This window comes from Paenibacillus contaminans, assembly GCF_003285015.1.
Taxonomy (GTDB): Bacteria; Bacillota; Bacilli; order Paenibacillales; family NBRC-103111; genus Paenibacillus_V; species Paenibacillus_V contaminans.
On sequence record NZ_QMFB01000012.1, the window covers coordinates 143929 to 162912 of the forward strand.

The 18984-nt window shown below is 55.5% G+C and carries 14 protein-coding genes; 11 read left to right on the forward strand and 3 right to left on the reverse strand.

Annotated elements, in window-relative coordinates; translation table 11 throughout:
- The first annotated feature begins 61 nt into the window (after positions 1 to 61).
- From DQG23_RS20695 to DQG23_RS20745, 11 genes are all read left to right on the forward strand, one after another.
- Positions 62 to 2482, forward strand: a complete 2421-nt coding sequence (locus tag DQG23_RS20695; RefSeq protein WP_113032780.1) for a glycosyl hydrolase family 28-related protein — start codon at positions 62 to 64, stop codon at positions 2480 to 2482.
- A gap of 52 nt (positions 2483 to 2534) precedes the next feature.
- Entirely contained in the window at positions 2535 to 3662 is a 1128-nt protein-coding gene (locus tag DQG23_RS20700) for an ABC transporter ATP-binding protein (protein WP_113032781.1), read from the forward strand.
- 25 nt (positions 3663 to 3687) lie between these two features.
- A complete protein-coding gene (locus DQG23_RS20705) occupies positions 3688 to 6642 on the forward strand; it encodes an extracellular solute-binding protein (protein WP_113032782.1) in 2955 nt (984 codons plus the stop codon).
- Complete coding sequence (locus DQG23_RS20710) at positions 6639 to 7640, forward strand: carbohydrate ABC transporter permease (protein WP_113032783.1); 1002 nt, start codon at positions 6639 to 6641, stop codon at positions 7638 to 7640. Before DQG23_RS20705 ends, DQG23_RS20710 begins: the two co-directional genes overlap by 4 nt.
- Before the next feature lie 4 nt (positions 7641 to 7644).
- Positions 7645 to 8523, forward strand: coding sequence for a carbohydrate ABC transporter permease (locus tag DQG23_RS20715; RefSeq protein ID WP_113032784.1), 879 nt, complete (start codon positions 7645 to 7647; stop codon positions 8521 to 8523).
- 115 nt (positions 8524 to 8638) lie between these two features.
- Positions 8639 to 10075, forward strand: a complete 1437-nt coding sequence (locus DQG23_RS41845; protein WP_146762343.1) for an NHL repeat-containing protein — start codon at positions 8639 to 8641, stop codon at positions 10073 to 10075.
- On the forward strand, positions 10050 to 10799 hold the full coding sequence (locus DQG23_RS20725) for a YIP1 family protein (protein ID WP_113032786.1): 750 nt from the start codon (positions 10050 to 10052) through the stop codon (positions 10797 to 10799). Before DQG23_RS41845 ends, DQG23_RS20725 begins: the two co-directional genes overlap by 26 nt.
- Positions 10792 to 13008 carry a DUF5696 domain-containing protein gene (locus DQG23_RS20730; RefSeq protein WP_113032787.1) on the forward strand — a complete coding sequence of 739 codons (2217 nt, stop codon included), beginning with the start codon at positions 10792 to 10794 and terminating at the stop codon, positions 13006 to 13008. Before DQG23_RS20725 ends, DQG23_RS20730 begins: the two co-directional genes overlap by 8 nt.
- Position 13009: 1 nt before the next feature.
- Complete coding sequence (locus tag DQG23_RS20735; protein ID WP_113032788.1) at positions 13010 to 13912, forward strand: carbohydrate ABC transporter permease; 903 nt, start codon at positions 13010 to 13012, stop codon at positions 13910 to 13912.
- A gap of 9 nt (positions 13913 to 13921) precedes the next feature.
- A complete protein-coding gene (locus DQG23_RS20740) occupies positions 13922 to 14845 on the forward strand; it encodes a carbohydrate ABC transporter permease (RefSeq protein ID WP_113032789.1) in 924 nt (307 codons plus the stop codon).
- Positions 14846 to 14873: 28 nt separating this feature from the next.
- Positions 14874 to 15884 (forward strand): Gfo/Idh/MocA family protein, encoded by a 1011-nt coding sequence (locus DQG23_RS20745; protein WP_113032790.1) that lies wholly within the window; start codon positions 14874 to 14876, stop codon positions 15882 to 15884.
- 123 nt (positions 15885 to 16007) lie between these two features.
- Here DQG23_RS20745 and DQG23_RS20750 read toward each other — a convergent pair whose 3' ends face one another.
- From DQG23_RS20750 to DQG23_RS20760, 3 genes are all read right to left on the reverse strand, one after another.
- Positions 16008 to 16505 (reverse strand): DinB family protein, encoded by a 498-nt coding sequence (locus DQG23_RS20750; RefSeq protein ID WP_113032791.1) that lies wholly within the window; start codon positions 16503 to 16505, stop codon positions 16008 to 16010.
- Positions 16506 to 16706: 201 nt separating this feature from the next.
- Positions 16707 to 17855 (reverse strand): ABC transporter permease, encoded by a 1149-nt coding sequence (locus DQG23_RS20755; protein WP_113032792.1) that lies wholly within the window; start codon positions 17853 to 17855, stop codon positions 16707 to 16709.
- A 1-nt stretch (position 17856) separates the two neighbouring features.
- Positions 17857 to 18969, reverse strand: a complete 1113-nt coding sequence (locus DQG23_RS20760) for an ABC transporter permease (RefSeq protein WP_113032793.1) — start codon at positions 18967 to 18969, stop codon at positions 17857 to 17859.
- Positions 18970 to 18984: the final 15 nt, after the last annotated feature.

Here is an 18984-nt window from a genome sequence, read left to right on the forward strand (position 1 = left end):
CCGCAGCTGCGAATCGACATCAATCAATTGCTTGATCCACAACCTAAAGGAGGAGTCAGGTATGGAAAACAAGTCGCAACGTATTGATGAGGAACGTATGGAAGCAACAGGAGATCGGCTTGATCGGGGGGATAGCCCTCAAATGGAGGACTTTGTGCAGCAGCGGATGACGCGCCGGAAGCTGCTGGCCGCAGTCGGAGCCATGGGGGCGGCGGCAATCGCCTATGGCGCCTCGTTCCGGACCGCCCGCGCCGCAGGCAGTGTGACCGAAGCGGTATACGGCGAAGCGGAAGGCAAGGAGAAGTCCGAACACGAGAAAAAAACGAAGCCTCCCAAACCTCCTAAGCCGGAAAAGCATAAGGGCGATTTTGTTAAGACGACGCTAGCCGCGCTGCGTGCCATGGAAGAGCCGGACCGGGACGTTCTGTACTACATAACCGATCCGGGGCAGGAGGGACATTTCTACTATGATGCCGCCGACACGGCCGCCACTGACAATACGGGGACTGTTCTCGTCTCGGCAGCAGGCGGGCACCGCTTCAAGCGGATTATCGAAAGCGATTTCTACAGCGTCAAGTGGTTCGGCGCCAAAGGGGACGGCGCAACCGACGACCTGGACATTATCCGCGCAGCCATTCTGGCCGTGTTCAACCTGGGCGGCGGGACGCTTTATTTTCCGCCCGGCACGTACATCGTATCGCCGTCGCTGCAGAAGCGCCATATTCCGCTCAAAAGCAATGTCAATCTGCAAGGCGCAGGCTCCTCCTCCATCATCAAGGTCAAAGATAATGCGGGCGATTACTGGACGATTTTCGGCGATTTCCAAACATGGCCGAACGTCAAGAATGTTAAAATCCGGGGGCTGAAGTTCGACCAGAATCCCCAAAACAACTTGACCTGCAACATCGACCTAAGCCGCACGGACACGTACTACTGGGCACAGTTCTGCATCAGCTTGTTCGATTATGACAACATTCTCGTCGAGGACTGCATCTTCGATCCGATCTGCGGCATGAATACCGTCATCATGAACAATGCGAATTCCAAGAACGCTTCCGTGAACAATTGCCAGTTCAATTTCGTCGCGGCCAAGGGCGCCCCGAATTACGATAATTCGGCGGTCTACATGAACGGACGAAGACATACGGTGACGAACTGCAAGTTCTATGCGGCGCCCGGACAAACGGCGTTCGGCGCAATCGAAACGCATACCGGGCAAAGCGTCGTATCCGGCAACGTATCGGACGGTTACATTACCGGCGTGCATATTCAAGCCAGCGAGACGAGCGGCGATCACGCGGACATTACGGTATCGAACAACACGTTCACGAACGCCGTGCATGCGATCCAGCTATGGACCTACAAGCAGCATTCGATCAAAAACGTGACGATCGCCGGAAATACGGTCAGTATCGCCAACGCGGACAAAAAGAGGACGATGATGGTCGGCATCGGCGCCTATCCGGGTTTCCTGCCGGCGGACTATACCGGAACGTTCGAGAATATTACGATCACCGGCAACACGATATTGTTCCAGGAGGAGTTCGTCAAGCGCGAGCTGCTTGAAGGTTTTTGCTACGGCATCGGCTTCGTCCGGGAAACGGACGTCAAGAACGTCGTCATCAGCAACAATATCATCAAAAATTCGCCGATGGCCGCCATCCATATCGGCAATACGAAGAAAGTCGGAACGATGGCGAATTTGCAAATCGCCGGCAACGTGATCGTCAACGCGGCCCATTACCCGGCTGCCAACGAGGCGTACAGAGCGGCCATTCTGCTCCGTTCCACCGTGATCAATGCCAAAATATCGGACAATATGATCATCGAAACGTATGATCCGGGACGCGGCTTGTATTCGATCCGGCTGAACGCGACGGATGGCACGTTTACCGGCGTCGAAGTGACCGGTAATCAGATCACCTCCAAGCAGGGCGGGTTATGGCTCGATTTGAACGCTTCCGTGAAAACGGATGCAGCCGAGAAATATATCAAATATTCCGAGAAATTTTTGGACGATCCGCTGCTGGAGGCAGGTACGACTTATCAGGCGGGTACGATCGTTTTTGTCGTCAAAACAGGGACGGCCGGAGCGATAGCGCCGATCGGCTATAAAGTATTGACGGGAGGAACGTTCGGGGCACTCGGCGGCGTGACGGCGACGGGACGGAAGTTTTCCTCCGTCGTAACGGTAAACGATGCTTCGCAGTTGAAAGTCGGCCAATGGATTCTTATCCTAGCCGGCAATCAGGAACGCCGCATCGTCCACATCGCGGGCAACGAGCTGCGGGTGAACGCCGCACTAACGGCGGAAGTACTGACGGCGAGCGCCGTGTCCTATTTGCCGCCGTCGGTTCAGCCGTTCGGCCAGCCCGGCAAGCTGCCGGCTCAGCCCGATACGAACGGTTCGACGGTCGAGCAGCTTGAGGCGGAGCTTAACCAATTAAAGCAGGCGCTCAGAAATTTCGGCTTGATGGCGTAACGCGCCACAACGCCACAGCCATTCCACACGCGACGAGAAGGGGCAAACCGATATGGCAGGGGTATCGCTTCGTCATTTGTACAAAAGCTACAGCAAGAACGGACCGCTTGTCGTGAAGGACGTGAGCCTCGATATCGAGGACGGCGAATTTATGGTTTTCGTCGGGCCTTCCGGCTGCGGCAAGTCCACCACGCTCCGCATGGTCGCGGGACTGGAGCGGGTCAGTCAAGGAGAAATTTATATCGGCGGGGAGCTTGTTAATCATGTTCCCCCTAAAAAGCGCGACATTGCGATGGTGTTTCAAAATTATGCGCTTTATCCCAACATGAGCGTCTTCGAAAATATGGCATTCGGTTTGCGGCTCCGCAAGACGGAGAAGCATCAAATCGAATCGGCGGTCAAGCAAAATGCGCGGACGCTCGAGATCGAGCATCTGCTCGAGCGAAAGCCCCGGCAGCTGTCCGGAGGCCAGCGCCAGCGCGTCGCCTTGGGGCGTGCGATCGTCCGCCATCCCAAAGCGTTCCTTATGGACGAACCGCTGTCCAATTTGGACGCCCGTCTCCGCGTGCAGATGCGGACGGAAATTATCGAGCTGCACAGACGTTTGGATACGACGATGATTTACGTCACGCACGACCAGACGGAGGCCATGACGATGGGCACCCGCATTTGCATCATGAAGGACGGGATCATCCAGCAGGTGGGCGTGCCGGAGGACGTGTATATGAAACCGGCCAACATGTTTGTCGCCAATTTCATCGGATCGCCGCCGATCAATTTCCTGGAAGGAAGGCTCCGGCTCGGCAAAGACGGCGGCCTTATGTTCGACACGCCCCGCTATGCGATTCCGCTTGCACCGGAGAAGAGCAAGACGCTGCTGGAGAAGGGCTACTTGGATAAAGCCGTTGTGCTCGGCATCCGTGCGGAAAACGTCTATAAATCGGATCAGGCCGAGGGGCTCGGCGTCAGTATCAAGACAGAAACGCCTATAACGGGCGAAGTATATTTCAGCGAGCTGGTGGGAGCGGACCGATTCATTCACGTTAAGGTCGGCGACGACAAAATCGTCATGCGCGCTGCTGCGTACGACCGGATCGCGGACGGCATGAAGCTTGAGCTTGCGCTCAATCCGCAGTTCACGCTCTTTTTCAACCGCGATACGCAGCAGGCCATCGCATAAACCGTCAGGGTGGAGAGGATCATCGATGGGAAAGAAGACTGTAACCGTTACAAAGCTTGCGCTCGCCGTCCTGCTGCTCTTTGCACCGGCGGGCGGCATGCTGGCGGGCGGAACCGCCAGAGGGGAGGAGCGCACGAAATCCGCTATGCCGCCGGCCGAACCGCTGCCCGATACGTACGCATCGCTCTATTCGCAGAGGCTGCTGGCGTGGAGCAAGGAAGGCGTGACGAACGCCGCCGCGGATGCCGGACGCGTCCCGGCTTCCCGCTATTCAAGCATGTCTCCTAATGCGGCAAGCGGGGATGTCGACGGGAAAACAAACGTCCTGCAGCTCAAGCAGGCGAAACAATGGGCCGAGTACGAAGTCGAGGTGCCGGCGGACGGCTTGTATAACATCGAGCTGACGGTATTGCCGTTAAAGGGGTCGTCCAGCCCGGTGCAGATCGGGGTAAAGATGGACGGCGATTTCGCGTTCGACGAGGCGAAAAACATTCAGCTGTCGCGCAGCTGGAAGGACTCCGATTATCCGCCGAAGGTAAACGAGCACGGCGACCAAACCCGGCCGTCGCAGGAAGAAGTGACGGCTTGGAGCGTGCGGCGGCTGGCCGACGCCAAAATGTCCTCCCCCGAGCCGCTCCGCTGGAAGCTGTCCAAAGGCAAGCATACGATTCGGCTGGAGTCGGTTATGGAGCCGTTCGCCTTAGCCGAAATCGCTGTTGTGGCGCCTCAGACGGCGCCCGCGTACGAACAAGCCGCAGCCGCTTGGCAAACGCTTCCGAACGATAACGGGGCCGAACGGCAGCTAACGCTCGAAGCGGAAGCCATGAGCGCCAAATCCGATCCTTCCGTTCAAGTGCAGCCGAGCAACGACAATCTTGCCGGTCCGGAATCGAACGGCAAGCAAATTTACAATACGATGGGCGGCCTTCGCTGGAGCCGGGGCGGCCAGACGGCGGAATGGACGTTCGAGGTGCCGAAGGACGGATTGTATTATATTCATTTCAAGTATTTGCAAAATTTTACGAAGGATTCCGTCAGCTTCAGACAAATACGCATCGACGGGGAACTGCCGTTTCATGAGCTGCAATCGTATCCGTTTCCGTATTCGCGTAAATGGAATGTCGAGGCGCTCAAGGACGAAGGCGGCAAGCCGTATGCGATTTATTTGCGCAAGGGGACGCATCGGCTGGAGTTGACCGCCGACCCATCGCCAACGACGCCCGTCCGCGAGTCGCTGCAATCGATCGTCGACGGGTATCAAGAAATCAACCGTGAGGTGGCGATGGTAACCGGCATCAAAAACCGCAGCATGGTCGACAAAAACCGCGATTGGAACTTGGCGGAAACGATGCCCGACGCCGCATCCAAGCTGGACGGTCTGGCCGATCGGCTGCAGACGCAGGTCGACAAGCTGCAGGCGCTCTACGGCAACTCCCTGCAGGGCGCGGACGGATTGCGCTCCGTCATTTTCGATCTGCGCAAAATGGCGGAGGATCCGGACTTGCTGTCGAAGCGTCCGCCCGAGATGCACGCTCAAAACCTCGAAAAAATGACGATGTTCATCGATACGCTGGGCCGTCAGCCGCTCACGCTCGATCGTATTTATGTCACATCGTCGCCGGGACAGCCGGAGAAGCCGCCCGGGACGTTCGCCGTCGTCGAGGACCTGGTCGTGAACTTTTTTCGGACGTTCTCGCCGAACTACCAATATTACGGGAGACGGGATCCGGACGGCATCGACGTTTGGGTGAACCGGGGGCGCGATTATGTTGCGCTCATGCAGCAGCTGGCGGACGAATCGTTTACGGCGAAGTCGGGCATCAAGGTGAACGTCAATTTGATGCCGAATCCCGGACAGCTCGTCTTGAGCAACTCCGCAGGGCGCGAACCGGATGTCGCGCTTGGGATCGCCGAAGGGACGCCGGTCGATTTCGCGATGCGCAACTCGCTCGTCCCGCTCAGCGACTTTCCCGATTTCAAGGACGTGGCGGAACGTTTCCAGCCGGGAACGCTCATCCCGTTCACGTATGACGGCGGCATATACGCGGTTCCGGAGACGGTCGCGCTTAACGTGCTTTTCTACCGTTCCGACGTGCTGGCAAGCATCGGGCTGAAGCCGCCGGCGATGTGGGACGACATGTACAGCATGCTTCCGACCTTGCAGCAGAAAGGCTACAGCTTTTTCATGCCGAAGCTGAATTACGTGCCGCTCTTCCTGCAGAACGGCGCCTCCTTCTATACGGAGGACGGCTCGCGTTCGGCGATGGACTCGCGTGAAGGGTTCAACGCGTTCAAGCAGTGGACGGAGATGTTCACGGTTTACGGGCTTCCGACCGAGGTGTCGAGCTTCTACATGCACTTCCGCAGCGGCGATATGCCGGTCGGCATCGCCGATTATAACACGTACATGCAGCTGCTGGTGGCTGCGCCGGAGCTTGCCGGCTCTTGGGAAATGGCGCCGATTCCCGGCATCCGGCAGAAGGACGGAACGATCGTCCGCTGGGCCGGAGGCAACCTGACATCCGGCATGATCTTCAAGACCTCCGAACGTAAAGACGACGCTTGGGCTTTCTTGAAATGGTGGACGTCCACGGACACGCAGGCTCGATTCGGCAATGAGATCGAGCTGCTGAACGGCATCGAATTCCGCTGGAATACCGCGAACGTGGAAGCGTTCAAGAAGCTGCCGTGGCCGGAGAAAGACGCTGCGACGATTCTCGACCAGTGGAAATGGTACAAAGAAATGCCGAACGTGCCCGGCGGTTACTTTACGTCGCGGGAGCTGATGTTCGCTTGGACCCGTACCGTGCTGCAAAACCAAAATTACAGGGAAATGCTGGAGAGGGCGGTATTCCAGATCGATAGCGAGCTGAAGCGCAAGCAGCGGGAATTCGGCTTCTACGATGAGGACGGCAATGCGGTACGCAAGCTGCAATTGCCCGATCTGAAGCAGCCTTGGGAAGGAGGCGGTACGCCATGACGAATCTCGGAAGTCGCACGGGTTCCTCCGCAGCGGTTCCGGCCGTTCCGGTACGCAAACGCTCGCGGGCGGTCCCGACGCTCAAGGAAAAGCTCCGGGCTGCAGCGGCCGACATGAGAAAAACATGGGTTTCCTATTTGTTTATCTCTCCGTTCTTCCTGCTGTTTCTGCTGTTTATCGCGCTGCCGACGCTTGCGGCGATCATGCTCTCGTTCACGAGCTTCAACGCGATCGAGCCGCCGAAATTTATCGGCCTGCTCAACTATCAGGCGCTGTTTACGCAGGATCTCGTGTTCTGGCAATATGCGCTGCCGAACACATTCCTGTTCGCCGTCATCGTCGGGCCGGTCGGGTACATGCTCTCGTTCGCGCTGGCTTGGCTCATCGCCCAACTTCCCCAGCGCGTCCGTGCGGTTTATACGCTGGCCATTTATGCGCCTTCGATGACCGCAGGCATCGCGATGTCCGTCGTTTGGCTGATCTTTTTCAGCGGCGACAGGCTCGGCTACTTGAACAACTTCCTGCTCAATATCGGCTATATCAACGAGCCGAAGCTGTGGACGATTTTGCCGCAGTACATTATGAAAATCATGATCGGCGTTTCCCTCTGGGCGAGCATGGGCGTCGGTTTTCTGGCAATGCTCGCCGGCATTCAGAATGTCGACCGCCAGTTGTACGAAGCGGGCCGGATCGACGGCATCCGGTCCCGGCTGCAGGAGATTTGGTACATCACGATTCCGGCGATGAAGCCGCAAATGCTGTTCGGCGCCGTCATGGCGGTCGTCGGCACGCTCAAAGCGGGGGCGATCAGCGTCGAAATTACCGGCTCCAACCCGTCGCCCAACTATGCGGGGCATCTGATGATCAACCATATCGACGATTTCGGCTTCATCCGCTATGAGATGGGATACGCCTCCGCGATATCCGTCGTTCTGCTCGTCATCATCTATTTGTCCAGCAAGCTGTGCTGGAAGCTGTTCGGTTCGAAGGGGGAATGACAAGATGGCGATCCTACGGTTACGTAAACGGAGCCGGCTTAACAGGACGACGCCGTTCCAATGGGTGCTGACCGCACTGCTGACGATGCTGGCCGTCTTTATGCTGCTGCCGATCGTGTACTTGTTTAATCATGCGCTCAAGCCATACCATGAGCTGTTTCTGTTTCCGCCGACTTTCCTGGCGAGGCAGCCGACGCTCGACAACTTTTACGACCTGCTCGTGGTGACGAAAACAGCGGTCGTACCGGTCAGCCGGTATATTTTCAACGGGGTCATCGTCGCGGCGGCAACGATCGTCATCGGCACGCTTATTAGCGCGATATGCGCTTACGCGTTGTCCAAACACCGGTTCATCGGCCAAAAGCGGCTGTTCTCCGTCATTATCGTATCGCTGATGTTCGCGCCGGAGACGGTGCAAATTCCGCGTTATTACGTGATCAGCAAGCTCGGCATCATCAACACGTATTGGGCGCATATTTTGCCCGTCATCGCGCTGCCCGTCATCGTGTTCCTGTTCAAGCAATTCATCGACTTGCTGCCGGACGAATTGATGGAGGCGGCGCGTATGGAAGGCGCGACTGAATTCGGCGTATTCGGACGGATCATTCTGCCGCTGTGCATGCCGGCGGTGGCGACTGCCTGCATTCTGATCTTCCAGTCGACTTGGAGCAACATGGAAACGTCGTCGCTGTACATCGAAGACGAAACGATGAAGACGCTGCCCTTCTTCGTCAGCACGCTGACAGGCGGCCTCGCCAACAGCGTGGCTCGTCAAGGAGTCGCGGCGGCGGCAAGCCTGCTCATGTTTTTGCCGAGCTTCGTGATGTTCCTGCTTCTCCAGCGCAGAGTCATTTCGACGATGGCGCACTCGGGGCTGAAGTGATCCGGGCGGGATCAAGGATTAAACGGCTAGGGGCGTTTTTGACGCTGGCGTTTACCGGGAAATCGAACAATTGCCGGAGATATACTTTGCTGAGATTTCAAGAAAGGAGAAGACGATGAGAAGGTTCTCGAAACGAAGCCTCCTGCTGCTTGCGCTGTCTGCTCTTGCATTCGGCTTGTGGGGCGCCGAAAGCGCCTATGCGAATGTGCCCTACGGCACGTTCATCTACGATTTGAGCGGTAAAGAAGTACCGGTGCAGCCGGCTTATGTGCCGGAATCGTTCCTGCATGCCGGCTTCAAAAACCCGGAGGATCTGTTCATCGACGCCAAGGACGAGTTATATGTCGCCGACACCGGGAACAACCGGATCGTTCATATGAACGGGCGCGGGCAAACGATCCGCATCATCCGGCCCGACGGCGAAGGGGAGCTGAACGAGCCGAACGGGCTGTTCGTCCGTCCCGACGGAACGATGTACGTAGCCGACACCAAAAATGAGCGTATCGCCGTCTACGACGCGCAAGGGACATTTAAACGTTCGATCAAACGGCCGCAATCGGCAATACTCCCGAAAAACTTCGTTTATCAGCCGACCAAGCTGGTCGTCGACGACAGGGGCTACATGTACGTAGCCACGAAGAACGGCTACCAAGGACTCCTGCTGCTCGATCCGGACGGCGGCTTCGAAGGTTTTTTCGGGGCGAATAAAGTGAGCTTCAACATGTCGGATGCGCTGAAACGGGTATTTTTCACGAAGGAGCAAAAGCAGAAGGAGCTGCTTAAGCTGCCGGGCACCGTCTCTAACGTATCGATCGGGCCGAACGGGTTGCTTTACACGACCTCGATCCAGGTAAACGGCGGGCAGATCAAGAAGCTGAACTTCGACGGCAAAGATTTGCTCGGGGAGAAAAATTACGGCGTAACGAAGCTGCTCGCCGGCCAGCAAAAGCAGTTCACCGACGTCGTTGTCGACCCGCTCGGCAACATTACCGCGGTAGACGCACAATTCGGCATCCTGTTCCAATACAATGCGATCGGCGAGCTGATGTTCGCGTTCGGCTTCAAGGACGAAGGCTATCAAAAGCTCGGGTTGTTCAAATACCCGTCGGCGCTTGCGCTCGATTCCGCGGGGAAGCTGTTCGTTCTCGACAGGACGGCGAACATTATCCAGACGTTCAGGCCTACCGAATTCGGGTCGCTCGTCCGGAAGGCGACCGATCTGCATATTCAAGGCCATTACGAAGAAAGCGCCGGTCCGTGGCGCGAGGTGCTGCATATGAACAGCAATTATTTCCGGGCGCATCTGGGCCTAGCGAAAGCGTACTACAAAGAAGGGGACTATAAGCGGGCGATGAAGGAGTTCCGTCTCGGCGGGGACACGAAGGGCTACTCCGACGCCTTCTGGCAGGTGCGCCTTCTTTGGATGCAGAAGCATTTCGGGCTGCTCGCGCTTGGCGGCGCCGTACTGGTTGCCGCTTGGATAGCCGGAAGGAAGCTGAAAAAAACAATGGCCGGGAGGAAGGACGATGGAAGCGTTGAAGCTGCAGCATGATCCGAACGACCGTACGGAAACGTCGTCCCGCATCCCGGGCGGCGGCGGAAGCGGCATTCTTTCGAAGATTCGTTCCGGGTCGTTCTGGGCGCAGCTGCTGTTGGATGTACGGTTTCAGCTCAAGCAGTCGTTCCGGGTGCTGAAGCATCCGTTCGAGGTGTTCTGGGAAATCCGGTACGCCGGCGAGGGAAGCATGGCCGCCGCCGTACTGCTGCTTGTAGCGGCCTACGCGTTTTTGGTGCTATCGAAGCTGGCTACCTCCTATTTGTTCAATCCGGCGGGAGTCGACGGCATCAGCCTGCTGACGCTGCTGCTGCAATATGTTTTGCCTTGGATCACCTGGGTGATCGCCAATTATATGATCGGGTCCATCATGAAAGGCCAAGGAAAATGGACGGAGGTTTTCGTCGGCAGCGCGTATGCGCTTATGCCGTTCCTGATCATTTCGCTGCCGCTTGCCGTCTTGTCCAACGTGCTGACGCTGAACGAGAAGGTCGTCTACGATTTCGGCAATACGGTCATGATCGGCTGGACCCTCCTCCTGTTCTTCATCATGGCCAAGGAAATCCATAATTATGAAATCGGGGAAGCGGCGCTTAACGTTTTTTTGTCCGTGCTGTTCATGTTCGCCGTCTGGATTCTGCTGTTCATTCTCGCGGGCCTGACGTTCCAGCTGTACGACTTCCTCGTGCAAATCGTGACGGAGGTGACCTACCGTGATTAAACGCGTGCTCGTTTTGCTGCTGCTTGCCGCGATGCTCGGAGGCGCCGTCTACGTGGTAGGCTTCGGCGATCCGTTCGGCGCAAATCCCGCCGTCAAACAAGCGGATACGGCTGCGCCGCCGGTCAATCCGGCAGCGATCCAGCGTATCGAATATAATCCGGACAGCTACAATCGGGTGGCGGAGGACGGCAAGCTGGAGCTGCTTGTGAACGATGCCGGTCATATCCGGGTACGCGACAAGCAAGGCGATTTCGTTTGGCAAAGCGACCCGGATACTTCTCTGGAGCCCGATTTGAAAGGACTTTGGAAAAGCAACGCCGATTCCCCTTTCCTGCTCGATTACGTTGACGCTTCCAAGCAAAGCACCGGCCTGACGTTTACGACATCGAACCTGAACGACGCCAAAACGAAAACGACCGTGGAACGGACGGAAGGCGGAGCGGAGCTGACGTTCGATCTGCAGACGGTCGGCATTCGATTCAAAACTATTGTCAAGCTGCGGAACGGATATCTGGAAGTATCGATTCCGTCCGATTCGATCGTCGAATCCGGCGGCAAGGAGATCGTGGCCATCTGGCCGTTCCCGTTCTTCGGAGCCGTTCAGAAACAGGCCGTTCAGAAAGACGGCTATATGCTCGTTCCCCTTGAGATGGGTGCACTTATCCCGATGAAGGAAGAGCATCAGCTGCTTAACCGCGTCTCCGCCAAAATATTCGGCAGCGACCGGGCGATTCCCGGCCAGCCCGGCACGTATACGATTTTTCCGGCGTTCGGGATGAAGAAGGACGACCATTCGTTTCTCGCTGTCATCGAGCAAGGGGAATATACGTCTACGGTTCAAGCGACCCCGTCCGGCCTGTATACGTCGTTTCACTGGATCGCCCCGCAGTTCGAATACCGGAACCCGTTTTTTCGCCAAACGAGCAAACTGGGCGCCGGCTACAAGACGGTGGAGAAGACGCGCTCGACGGAAGACAGGCGCATCCGATATTACTTCCAGTCCGGCGACAAAGCGGACTACGCCGGTATGGCGGCCGATTACCGCAATTATTTAATGGAAACGCAGGGCATGACAAAAATCGCGGCCGACGGCAAAGGGCTGCCGCTCTATTTGACGCTTTACGGAGGGGCTCAGGAGAAAGGGCTGTTCTCGCCGAGCTTTGTGCCCGCCACGACATTCGATCAGGCGGGGACCATCCTGAAGGGTCTGCATGAAGCGGGAGTCGGGCCGATCAACGTGCTGTACAACGGCTGGGCGAAAGGCGGCGACCGCAATGTGATGCCCGACGTTCCGCCTGCGGAGCGGGATCTCGGCGGCGATAAGGCGCTCGCCTCGTTCGTTCGAGAGGCCAAAGCAAAGGGCGACCGCGTTTATTTGCAGGCCGACTACACGAGCTCGCGCTTGAACGACAGTTTCGTTCCTTCCCGCGATTCCCTGAAGGATATCAACGGCAAGGTCTTATCCGGCAAGGCGAATGGAGAGACGCAGTATGTGAATCCGGCCTCCGTGGCGCTGCGGCTGTTCGAGGAAAATGTCGGCAAATACGAATCGCTTGGTATCGACGGCATGTACTTTGAAGGCTTCGGCAGCGTTTATTCGAACTTCCGCCCTTCCGATCCGTCGACGCGGGCCGAATCGGCGGCCAATTACCAAAAACTGCTCAAGCTGGCCAAGGAGCGTCTCGGTTCTACCGGAGCGGCCGAAGGCAACAGCTACATTATCGGCGGCCTTGACTTCATTCAGCATCTCCCTATCGGCCCCGGCTACGATCTTGTCGCCACGAAAGCCGTCCCGTTCCTGCCGATCGCAATCCACGGGCTCGTCGATTATTCGGGCGAGTGGGGAAATTTGCGGGAGTCGGGCAAAGAGCAGCTTTTGCGTTCGATCGAATTCGGCGCCGTGCCGCACTATTTGCTGACGTACGAGGACCCGGCGGAGCTGCGGAAGACGCCCGGCAATTTCATTTACAGCAGCCGGTACGAGGAATGGGAAGATACGCTGGCGGCGGAATACAAGCAATGGAATGAAACGCTCGGCTTCGTACGCAGCGCCTTCATTACGGGCCATCGGGAGCTTGCCGCAGGCGTACGCGAAACGCGCTACGACAACGGCGTCTCCGTCGTCGTCAACTACAACGATACGGTTTATACGGTTGGCGGCGTTACCGTCGAGCCTTTCGATTTTGCCGTCATTAGGAAGGAGGGATAGCATGCAGGTCAATTCATCATGGCGCAAAAGGCGATCCCGCCTGTCGATCGAGACGCAGCAGGCGATCTCGGGGTATCTTTTTCTCATCCCCTGGCTGATCGGCCTCGGGCTTTTCGTGTTGTTCCCGCTCGGCTTTTCTCTCTATATGAGCTTTCAGAAGGTTCGATTTACCGGCGACGGCATGAAGTTCGAATTCAAGGGATGGGAAAATTATTCCTATGCGTTCCTCTCCGACAACACGTTTATCACCGCGCTTGCCGGCATAGTAAAAAACACGCTGCTGGTCATTCCGATTATCGTCCTGTTTTCGCTGTTCGTGGCCATTCTGCTGAACATGAAATTCCGGGGGAGGCTTGCTTTCCGCGCCGTCTTCTTCCTTCCGGTCATATTCAGCACCGGCCAGGTGCTGTCGGAAATTTTCAACCAGAAGGCGGGCAGCCTCGACATGCTGAACAAATACGACATTGCAGGCTTCGTATCAGCGAACGTGCCGACGTTTTGGGCCGATCCGATATTGACCGTGCTTAATCTGTTCGTCGTCATTTTGTGGTATTCCGGGGTGCAAATTCTGCTTTATTTGGCAGGGCTGCAGACGATCGGCACGAGCGTATACGAAGCTTCGCTGATCGACGGGGCGACGCCTTGGGAAATGTTCTGGAAAATTACGCTGCCCGCCCTGACGCCGTTCATTCTGCTCAACGTCGTCTACACGATCGTAGACATGTTTACGGTGCCGCTGCTCAACCCGGTGCTGAACATGATCGTGACGAACATGTCGGTGCCCACGCTGGGGTACGGCTATGCCAGCGCGCAGGGCTGGATTTACTTCTCCATCGTATTCCTGCTGCTGCTGCTCGTGCTCGGAGCGTCCCGCAAATTCGTTCATTACTCGGGAGAAAGGTAGGAATATGCCATGGTAGGAAGAACCTTACTCGATCGTGTGCGCTTGATGCTGTTCGGTGACCGGGAACGCAAAGGGATGATTGCGCTGCTGATCTTGTATCTCGTCCTGGCGGATATCGCGTTCATGTATTTGACGCCGTTCCTGTACATGCTTTCGACGATGTTCAAGACGACGGCGGACTTGCTCGACCCGACGGTCAAATGGATTCCTTCCGCGTTCCAGTCGGATAACCTGAAGCTGGCCTGGCAGGGGCTCAGGTTCCCGGAGGCGCTCCAGAACAGCCTCATTATAGCCGGATTGTCGGCTGTCGGGCAGGTCGTCTTCTGCTCCATAGCCGGCTACGCATTCGCGAGGCTGAAATTTCCCGGCAAAAACATCCTGTTCGCGCTGCTCGTCTTCAGCTTCCTCATCCCGCCGCAGACGCTCATCATTCCGCTGTACGTGCTGTTCAAAAACTTGGGACTGCTCGGTACGCATTGGGGCGTCATTTTGCCGGCGATGCTCGGCCATGGGATCAGAGGTGCGCTGTTCGTCATTATTTTCAGGCAGTTTTTCATGACGCTGCCCAGAGAGCTGGAGGATGCCGCTCTGATCGACGGGGCCGGTCCCTTCCGCGTTTATTGGCGCGTCATGATTCCGCTCGCGAAGCCGGCAATCCTGGTCGTCTTCCTGTTCTCCTTCGTCTGGCACTGGAACGAAACGTTCGTGACCGGCATGATGCTGGGCGGCAAAGATTTGCCTCTCTCGCTCAGCTTGTTCAATTTGAACAAGGTGTTGTCCGGGCTGTATCCCGATGCGGAGGCCGGCTTCGACTTGAACGAAACGATCCGGATGGCTGCCAGCTTCCTCATTATCATGCCGCCGCTGCTTGTCTACATGCTCGCGCAGCGCTGGTTCGTCGAAGGCGTGGAGCGGACGGGGCTCGTCGAGTAACAACGATAACGAAAGGTGAGATAACTCCATGAACGAAACGAAGCGCAAGGTGCGGTTTGCCGTCGTCGGCTGCGGCGGCATCGCACAAAGCCATTTTATCGGAATTGAACGGGCGCCGGAGGCGGAGCTCGTTGCGGTATGCGATATGAACGTAAGACGGGCTGAGGAATTCGGGGCCTCGTACGGAGTAACCGCATACTCGGATTACCGGCAGCTGCTGGCCGACCCGACGATTGACGTCGTCTGCCTGTGTACGCCGAGCGGACTGCACGCGGAGCAGACGATTCAAGCCGCAGAGGCCGGCAAGCATATCGTCTGCGAAAAGCCGATGGCGATTACGCTGCCCGATGCCGACCGCATGGTGGAGGCTTGCGATACGATGGGCGTCAAGCTTGCGACGATTTTCCCCCGCCGCATGTCGCCGGCGTCGCAGTTCGTCAAGAAGCTGCTGGACGATGGACGGCTCGGCAAGCTGAGTTTATGCTCCGGCTACGTCAAGTTTTACCGCGACCAGGCTTACTATGACAGCGCCGGCTGGCGCGGAACGTGGGCGATGGACGGCGGCGGTGCGATGATGAACCAAGGCATTCACACGGTCGACCTGCTGCAGTGGCTGGCCGGTCCGGTTGCCGCCTTGACCGGCTACGCGCGCAACGTGCTTCGGGATATCGAGGTCGAGGATACGGCGGTCGTCTCGCTGCAATATAAGAGCGGCGCTCTCGGCTCCATTGAAGCGACGACAACGGCGTATAAACAGGACGAGCACCGGATCCTGCTCCATGGCGAGAAGGGCACGATCGAACTGACAAGCGACCGCATTACCGCCATGGAGCTGATCGGAGAATCGATCGAAATCCCGACCTTCCCGGCGTTCGACGTCATTCCGGACGGGCATGCGGCTCAAATTCGCGACATGGCGCTCGCGGTTTTGGAGGATCGCAGCCCTGTCGTCACCGGGGAAGACGGCAAGCATTCGCTGGAAATCATTTTGGGCACCTACGAATCCCAGCGAAGCTTCCGGGAAATCCGGTTTCTTTGAAGCCGAACGACAGCCTTTGTATGGTCTACAGTGGGTTTTCTTCTATTACTACGTAAATAGCAATCGGGGACTCCGGATTTTCCGGGGTCCCCTCTTCGTTAAGGCCGTTGTGCGGCGTCTTCCTTATATCAGTCCCTCTTTAATTTGTTCCATATGTCTTTGTTCATGTAAATACAGCGATCTAACCCATTCCAGCAATAACATCTCTTTAAAGACCGGATGTGTAAAATGTCTTCTGCTCAGCAAGGACGGGTCTTCTACTGTATCTAATAGTTCAAGCAGCCTCTCTCGCGATTGGTTGAGCTTTTCAATGATTTCTTCGGCACGCCAAATTTCGTCCGTCGGTCTGGCAATGTCGGGGGCCTCCCATTTATTACTCCGATCAAGCAGGAACTCTAACGGTTTATGTTCTACAGTTGAATCTTCATTGCTCTTTAATCCTTTTCTTATCGCTATAACATATAATTCCTCTGTTTTACTCAAGTGCTGGCACACCTGGCCGATACTCCAGCTGCCGGGGTCCTTCCGTTTGTTCAACTGCTCTTCGCTCAGATCTTTAATCATTTCCAGCAAATCGTCTCTCGTTTCTTTCAGGTTTTGCTTGATTTCTTGAAGTTCCATGGAAACGTCCCTCCCTTATTCCACATCTTACCACACCATTGTAAAAAGTATGGTCTTCCAGGAAATAAAATACTCCACATTTGGCTTGTGGCCTTGGAAGGGTATGGTTTACATTGAGGGTGGCGGTCCATCTCGATCGTACAGCGCCTGCCTCTATATCTCGCGTTAGCCGAACAGCCGATTTAGATTCCGCCCCCGCCTTTATATATAACTTCGCGTATCATTATTTTTGCTGAATTTATAAATCGTTATTAAGGATAGCGTAATGGCAAAAGCGACAAGGATCAGCAGGTTAACATATACGACCCCTAAGGAATTCCCCTCCTGCAGCTTGCCGAATGAGTCGAGCACCCAGTATTGGGGAAGGAAATAGGCGATTTTCTGCATCATTGCCGGCATAATCTCGATTGGAAACATACACCCGGCAAGGAGACAGGTCGGCAGAAACAGTATATTCTGAACCGCGTTAGCCGCCATCGAGCTTTTGGAGAACGCCATAATCGCCAGAGACAGGCTGATCGCCACGAGAGCGAATAACCCCAAGATCAAAAACATTTTCCAATACGGTAAACCCGGATCCACACGGAAGATCTCGATCATGACCACTAGCGTTATCGCGATTTGTGCAACCATGACGGCCAGATTGACAAGAATATTGGAAATCACATAGGTTCTTGCCTTGACAGGCGAAGTGATGATGCGATGATACGTTCTGTTTTCTCTTTCTTTAATAAGGATCCCTGACAGACTTGCGGCCGCGAACAGCATGAGCACGATCAAATACCCCATCGATTGATTCGACTTTCTATAATTGACCGACCGATCCTCTATGGTTTCGGCGGTTACATGGAAACCGGAATTTTGAAAATCCGCGTACATGGCCTCAAATGCAGCCCCGTCTCCTCCAGCCATATCGGTAATAGAAGCCATATTGTCGATATATTGATTAAGGCTCGACTTCACATATCCGGTAATCTCCGCTCCTTTAATCGACACGATTTGAACCGATTCGGGCGTACCGCTCTTTAAGCTTTGGGCGAAGCCGGCCGGAAAAATAAGCGCTGCATCCAAATCGCCCGATACCACCTTGTCCTTTACTTCCGATTCCTTTATCTCGCTAAGCAGCACGGAATCCAACCGTTCGATGAACGCAATCATATCCTGTGTCATGACCTGCCCGCTATCGTTATTCAAATACCCGATCTTTACTTGCATGTCTCCGGATTGGCCGCGGGTCAGAACGGCAAGGCCAATAGCCAATACGGGTAAAACAAAATATAGTAACCAATTTTTATAGTTTTTGAAAGTTGATATACCTGTTTTTCGGATCAGCCATATCGTATCCTTCATGTTACAACCCCTCCCGTCTGCGCATGATGATCGCCGCCGCGCTTAACAGGAACACGGAAAACCCGAGGTTAAGCAGTATAGCCTTCGCGGCGGCAGACCAGCCGTCCCCATAAATGATTTGAAGAATACCCGTATTCGACCACTCAAGCGGTGAAAATTGAGTGATTGTCCTCATCACCCCCGTCATCTCCGCAACCGGAAAGTACGAACCGCCCACAAACGCGCCCGCCTGGATCACCATCATGATGACCGAACCTGCGGCTTTTCCCTTTAGGAGATAACTAAAACCAAGTCCAACACTTAAGGCGAATATGATTTCAGTTATCAACACAAGAAAGACAAGACCCAAATTCTCTCCCCAATACACATTAAACATATATTTGCAGACGAGAACTACGATTACGGTACATATGACGTTCATCAGCAGGTTTCCCGCGACTTTCCCTGCGAAAATCTCCGCTTTTGAAATAGGTGCCGCAAGCAGCCGGGCGGATGTATTGCGTTTTCGTTCGCTACTGAACATGTCGGCTGCCGATAGAGCGCTGTACATAATAATCATGGTCACCATCGCTATGGCATAATAGTCCAAAGCGCGCGGTTGTCTAGCCGCATTCAGCGAAGTTTCCCGCACATAATCCGGACTCCCGTTCCCGGACATCAAAGCTGCTTGATCGCTGTTATCCGCCGCTACCGATGCAAGCTTGTAACGATTTGCGAAAGCCGTAAGCAACCCTTGGGCAATACCGCTTTCGACCGGACTTGAGCTATTTCCGTAATAGTTCAGTCCTCCATCCGAAATTTCGACATAGCCGACGTACCGATTGTTAGCGACTTCCAGCTTACCGTCCGTATTCTCGTTAGCGGGCTCAAGCGTCATGCCGGATTTGCTCGCTTGATCGGCGAAAACGTTCCAGGATTTCGTAAGCTCCGATCCCGAGCCGTTTATTTTATATAAAACACGAATGTCTCCGACCGTCACGCTTCCGTTAAAAGCATTCGTAAGCACGGCCCCCAGTATAAGGATAATCAGTACCGGCGTCAGGATTAAGAAAACGATCGTCTTGATGTCTCTAACCGCTTTTATTTCCTTGAGTGCAATACGCCATACGTTCAAATTTCCCGCCTCCTT

Coding starts and splice junctions, on each gene's coding strand:
- DQG23_RS20695 (WP_113032780.1), top strand. CDS start 62: ATGGAAAACAAGTCGCAACGTATTGATGAGGAACGTATGGAAGCAACA.
- DQG23_RS20700 (WP_113032781.1), top strand. CDS start 2,535: ATGGCAGGGGTATCGCTTCGTCATTTGTACAAAAGCTACAGCAAGAAC.
- DQG23_RS20705 (WP_113032782.1), top strand. CDS start 3,688: ATGGGAAAGAAGACTGTAACCGTTACAAAGCTTGCGCTCGCCGTCCTG.
- DQG23_RS20710 (WP_113032783.1), top strand. CDS start 6,639: ATGACGAATCTCGGAAGTCGCACGGGTTCCTCCGCAGCGGTTCCGGCC.
- DQG23_RS20715 (WP_113032784.1), top strand. CDS start 7,645: ATGGCGATCCTACGGTTACGTAAACGGAGCCGGCTTAACAGGACGACG.
- DQG23_RS41845 (WP_146762343.1), top strand. CDS start 8,639: ATGAGAAGGTTCTCGAAACGAAGCCTCCTGCTGCTTGCGCTGTCTGCT.
- DQG23_RS20725 (WP_113032786.1), top strand. CDS start 10,050: ATGGAAGCGTTGAAGCTGCAGCATGATCCGAACGACCGTACGGAAACG.
- DQG23_RS20735 (WP_113032788.1), top strand. CDS start 13,010: ATGCAGGTCAATTCATCATGGCGCAAAAGGCGATCCCGCCTGTCGATC.
- DQG23_RS20740 (WP_113032789.1), top strand. CDS start 13,922: ATGGTAGGAAGAACCTTACTCGATCGTGTGCGCTTGATGCTGTTCGGT.
- DQG23_RS20745 (WP_113032790.1), top strand. CDS start 14,874: ATGAACGAAACGAAGCGCAAGGTGCGGTTTGCCGTCGTCGGCTGCGGC.
- DQG23_RS20750 (WP_113032791.1), bottom strand. CDS start 16,505: ATGGAACTTCAAGAAATCAAGCAAAACCTGAAAGAAACGAGAGACGAT.
- DQG23_RS20755 (WP_113032792.1), bottom strand. CDS start 17,855: ATGAAGGATACGATATGGCTGATCCGAAAAACAGGTATATCAACTTTC.